Origin of the sequence: Kribbella sp. (assembly GCF_035655035.1) — a bacterium.
Lineage (GTDB): Bacteria > Actinomycetota > Actinomycetes > Propionibacteriales > Kribbellaceae > Kribbella.
This window is the reverse complement of sequence record NZ_DASRVN010000740.1, coordinates 1-4,570: the sequence shown is the minus strand read 5'-3', so window position 1 is coordinate 4,570 and position 4,570 is coordinate 1. Positions and strand designations below refer to the sequence as shown.

The following is a 4,570-nucleotide window of genomic DNA, read 5'->3' as shown; positions in this document are numbered from 1 at the left end:
GGTTGGGGGTTGGGTGGGAGTTGGGTGCGCGACCTGGGTTGGTTGGCAGGTGGGTGTGGGCGGGCTGGTCGGGCGGGCCGATTGCGAGCGGGTTGGGGTGCTGATCACGCTTGGGGTGGCGGTCGGCGCCGCGGAAGTGGTCCGCGCCGGGGTGGCGACCGGACCGCCTTGGACGACCGCGGTGGTGTCCGCGTTGTTGCTGCGTGCCATGGCCGTGCCGGCTACTGCGACGCCGACCACCGCCGCGGCCGCGAGACCGCCCAGCAGGATCCGGGTCGTTCGCTTCCGGCCTACGTCGTTCATTGTTGCCCTCCGCACCTTTGTGATGTTCGGTCGGGCTCAAGGACGCCGCCGGGCCACCGAATGGTTCTGCCGGGCTCGACGACGGGCCGGTTACCGGGACGCGGGCGCTCGGGTCGGTGGCACCGTCGGGGTGGCGTGCCGCGTCGGTGTACCGCCCGCCCTCGGTACCGGCGGCGTCGTCATGGTCGGCAGGGCCGTACCCGTCGGCGTACCAGCCGGACCATTCGGCGTACCGGTGGTCGACCTCCCGCGCGGCACGTTCGTCGGCGTCGCGGTCGGCAGGGCGGTCCGCCGGAGCGGCGATGACACGGACGGCGGCACGGACGGCGGCCTGGACGGCAGCGTGGACGGCGGTTCCGTCGGCGTCGGCACCGGGCTGCCCGGCGGATGCGTCGGCGCCGGGGTCGGCCGCGCCGTACGGACCGGAACCGTCGAAGGCGGATCCGCCGGCTGCGGTACCTCGCCTCGCAGCGCCCCGCCGCCGGCGATTCCGCCCGCGACGGCCACCGCGGCCACCGCGACGGCTGCCGCGGCAGTCGCGACCCGGCCACGGGCCCGCCGCCGGCGCGCGCCGGCGATCACCCGCTCCGGGTCCAGCGGCGCGATCGAGTGGTCGGGCGCCAGCGCGACCCGGAGCCTGTCCTCGGTGTTGCGCTCGTCGTTCATGTTCGATCACCCACCCCGCTCAGCTCCGGCGCGGTCCGCAGCTTGGCCAGGGCCCGTGCGTTCGCGCTCTTCACCGTTCCGATCGCCACCCCGAGGACCGTGGCCGTCTCCCGTTCGGTCAGGTCTTCGACGTAGCGCAGGACGACGACCGCCCGCTCGCGCCGGCTCAGCGTGGCGAGGGCTGCCCGGATCGCGACCCGGTGCTGTACGCCGCCGCTCGGATCGCCCGCCGGCTCCAGCAGCAGGTCGATCTCGGTCGCGTCGCCGGTGAGGCGTTCGCGCCACGGGCGGCGGCGTACCCACGACAGATGCTGGTTGACCACGGCCTGCCGGACGTATCCGAACGGGTCCGCCATCTCGATCCGGTCCCAGCGCAGGTACGCCTTCTCGAGCGCGGTCTGCACCAGGTCCTCCGCGAGGCCGGCGTCGCCGCAGAGCATCCGCGCGAAGTGCACCAACCGCGCGGATCTGGCCAGCACGAATGCCGTGAAGTCGTCGTCACGACTCCCCGCTACCGCCATGCGCACTCCGTCCTGCCGTCCTCACCTCACAGGACGCGGCGCAGGAGCCAAAGGTTCTGCCGATTCCGGGAATTGATGCAACAGGACCGTGTCGGCGGCCAAGCGGACCCGGTTCCGCCCGGCGGCCTTGGCGGCGTACATCGCCCGGTCGGCGCGCAGCAGCAGGTCGTCGACGGTGGCGCCGTCGTTCGGATACACCGCGACCCCGATGCTCACGGTCAGCTGGAACGTGTCCGGGTCCAGGTCCGGATCGTCGAGTACGCCGGCGCACATCGCGGCCAGTGGACTGTTCGCGACCGCGTTCCGCAGCCGGTCCGCGGTCACGGTCGCCTCGTCGATCCCGGTGTCCGGCAGCGCGATCACGAACTCCTCGCCGCCGAACCGGCCGATCACGTCCTTGGCCCGGATCGCGCTCCGCAGGATGGTCGCGACCGCGCGCAGTGCCTCGTCGCCGACCAGGTGGCCGTGCCGGTCGTTGACGAGCTTGAAGTGGTCGATGTCGATCAGCAGCACGGCCATCGGCTCGTGCTGGTTCCGCGCGGTGCGCAGCATCTGCTCGGTCCGGCGGCGCCACCAGTCGACCCTGGTCAGGCTGGTCTTCGGGTCGGTCTGCGCCTCGGTCTCGAACTGGGCGAGCAGCAGCGCGCGCTGTGCGGTCAGCGTGATCGGGATCGCGACGAACGCGAACCACGGCGTCACCAGGCAGGCGGCCGCGAGCAGGCAGCCGAGCGTGGCCGCGGTGGCGTCGGTGCACAGGTCGTCCAGCCCGCCGACCGTCTCCCGGCGGTTGCTGCCCGGGATGATCAGCGAGATCGCGAGCCCGCAGAGCAGCGTGTCGGTGACGACGTACGCGAAGGCGCCGGCGGCCATCGAGACGACCAGGCCGAGGCCGCCGTCGCCGGTCAGGTGCCGCGCGGAGAGGAACACCGCGTGCGCGGCTCCGACCGCCAGAACGCACACCGCGGTCGAGAAGGCCCAGCGGTACGGAATGCACTTGCCGGCCCGGATCCGCCACCAGATCCGCAGCAGTACGACGACCAGGATCGCCAGCGCCGGGTGCAGGATGACGGCCGCGGCGATCATCCACGCCGGAGCGAGGTCCTTGTGCAACGCACCACCGCGCCGGCGGCGGCTCTCCACCCGGCGCGCGCCCTCGACAGCGATCAGCGCGGACACGGTGAGCGCGAACACGACGTCCAGCCCGCGCCAGCTCGGGCGCTCGGTGAACGCGTGTACGCCGTACCCGATGGCACCCAGGTCGACGAGCACCACCAGCAGGAACGCCGGGACCGTCAGGGTCCAGAGCGCCCAGGACCGGATCGCCTGCCTACTCTGTGCAACCATCACCTCACACGGTACGACGAGTAGGCGTCAGCTCCCAATCGGTGACGGCGCGGCTGTGGATGACGAGTTGAGAACGATCAGCGCTTGCGCGCCGCCCCGAACAGGCCGCGGACGATCTCCCGGCCGGCGGACCGGGCGAACTGCTTGAACGCCGTGGAGCCGATCACCTGTTCGACCATCGACTTCTCCTGCTTCTGCGCCCGCGGCCGGGGTGCCTCCTCCTGCTTGGCCTGCTCCTGCTGCTGCTTCTCCGCCTCGGCCTGGGCCGCGCCGGCCTGGACCTTCGCCGCGAGGATCTCGTACGCCGACTCGCGGTCCACCGCGTCGGAGTACTTCGCGTTGTTCGGCGAGGCCTGGACCGCGGCCGTCAGCTGCTCCGCCGAGGCCGGGGCCATCAGCGACTGCGGGGCCCGGAGCCGGGTCCAGGCGACCGGGGTCGGCGCGCCGGACTCGTTCATCACGGTCACGATCGCCTCGCCGATCCCGAGCTGGGTGAGCACCTCGCCCAGGTCGTACGCCGAACTCGGGAACGTCGACACGGTCGCCTTCAGCGCCTTCGCGTCGTTCGGGGTGTGCGCCCGGAGCTGGTGCTGCACGCGAGAGCCGAGCTGCGCGAGCACCGCGTCCGGCACGTCCTTCGGGGTCTGGGTCACGAAGAACACGCCGACGCCCTTCGACCGGATCAGCCGGACGGTCTGCGCGATCGAGTCCAGGAACGCCTTCGACGCGTCGTTGAACAGCAGGTGTGCCTCGTCGAAGAAGAACACCAGCTTCGGCTTGTCCACGTCGCCGACCTCGGGGAGGTCGTGGAACAGGTCGGCGAGCAGCCACATCAGGAAGGTGGAGAACAGGGCCGGCCGGTCCTGCAGGTTCGGCAGCTCGAGCAGCGAGATGACGCCCTTGCCGTCGCGCTGCTGGAGCAGGTCCGCGGTGTCGAACTCCGGCTCGCCGAAGAACGCCTCGGCGCCCTGGTCGGCGAACCCGATCAGCGCCCGCAGGATGACGCCCGCGGTGGCCGCGGACAGCCCGCCGAGCTCCTTCAGGTCCTCCTTGCCCTCGTCCGAGGTGAGGTGCTGGATGACCGCGCGCAGGTCCTTCAGGTCGAGCAGCGTCAGGCCGGCCTTGTCGGCGTAGTGGAAGATCAGCCCGAGCGACGACTCCTGGACGTCGTTCAGCCCGAGCACCTTGGACAGCAGGACCGGCCCGAACGACGTGATCGTCGCGCGGATCGGGATACCGGTGCCCTGCCCGCCGAGCGCGTAGAACTCGGTCGGGAAGCCGCTCGCGGTCCACTGCTGGCCGATCGCCTTCGTCCGGGCGAGCAGCTTGTCGCCGCCGGCGCCCGGCTGCGAGATACCCGACAGGTCGCCCTTCACATCGGCCGCGAACACCGCGACCCCGGCCGCCGACAGCTGCTCGGCCATCAGCTGGAGGGTCTTCGTCTTACCGGTACCGGTGGCACCCGCGACCAGGCCGTGCCGGTTCATCATCCCGAGCGGGATACGGACCGCCGCCTCCGGTTTCGGCTCGCCGTCGACCAGCAGCGCACCCAGCTCGAGAGCCGCTCCTTCGAACGCGTACCCCTGCTTGACGGTCTCGACGACGTCGGCTTTCTCGGCCATCTCAGCGTGCCTTTCCCCGGTTGACGGAAATAACCAGCTCGAATGCTAGCCCTCCGGTGACGCCGTACTCCTCCAAAAGGTTGAAAAATCACTGTGGACTGTTCCGGTGACATT

Annotated in this window: 4 protein-coding genes and 1 pseudogene; all 5 read right to left on the bottom strand. The window is 71.2% G+C overall.

The window, feature by feature from the left end:
* A pseudogene (locus VFF46_RS38065) lies at window positions 1-303 on the bottom strand (hypothetical protein); the annotation flags it as partial.
* A 90-nt stretch (window positions 304-393) separates the two neighbouring features.
* Complete coding sequence (locus VFF46_RS38060) at window positions 394-969, bottom strand: hypothetical protein (protein ID WP_325042134.1); 576 nt, start codon at window positions 967-969, stop codon at window positions 394-396.
* The gene (locus tag VFF46_RS38055) at window positions 966-1,490 is read right to left on the bottom strand and encodes a SigE family RNA polymerase sigma factor (protein ID WP_325042133.1); all 525 of its coding nucleotides are present in this window, start codon (window positions 1,488-1,490) and stop codon (window positions 966-968) included. Before VFF46_RS38055 ends, VFF46_RS38060 begins: the two co-directional genes overlap by 4 nt.
* A 21-nt stretch (window positions 1,491-1,511) precedes the next feature.
* On the bottom strand, window positions 1,512-2,834 hold the full coding sequence (locus VFF46_RS38050; protein ID WP_325042132.1) for a GGDEF domain-containing protein: 1,323 nt from the start codon (window positions 2,832-2,834) through the stop codon (window positions 1,512-1,514).
* A gap of 77 nt (window positions 2,835-2,911) precedes the next feature.
* A complete protein-coding gene (locus tag VFF46_RS38045) occupies window positions 2,912-4,456 on the bottom strand; it encodes a helicase HerA-like domain-containing protein (RefSeq protein ID WP_325042131.1) in 1,545 nt (514 codons plus the stop codon).
* Window positions 4,457-4,570 lie beyond the last annotated feature (114 nt).

Coding starts and splice junctions, on each gene's coding strand:
- VFF46_RS38060 (WP_325042134.1), bottom strand. CDS start 969: ATGAACGACGAGCGCAACACCGAGGACAGGCTCCGGGTCGCGCTGGCG.
- VFF46_RS38050 (WP_325042132.1), bottom strand. CDS start 2,834: ATGGTTGCACAGAGTAGGCAGGCGATCCGGTCCTGGGCGCTCTGGACC.
- VFF46_RS38045 (WP_325042131.1), bottom strand. CDS start 4,456: ATGGCCGAGAAAGCCGACGTCGTCGAGACCGTCAAGCAGGGGTACGCG.
- VFF46_RS38055 (WP_325042133.1), bottom strand. CDS start 1,490: ATGGCGGTAGCGGGGAGTCGTGACGACGACTTCACGGCATTCGTGCTG.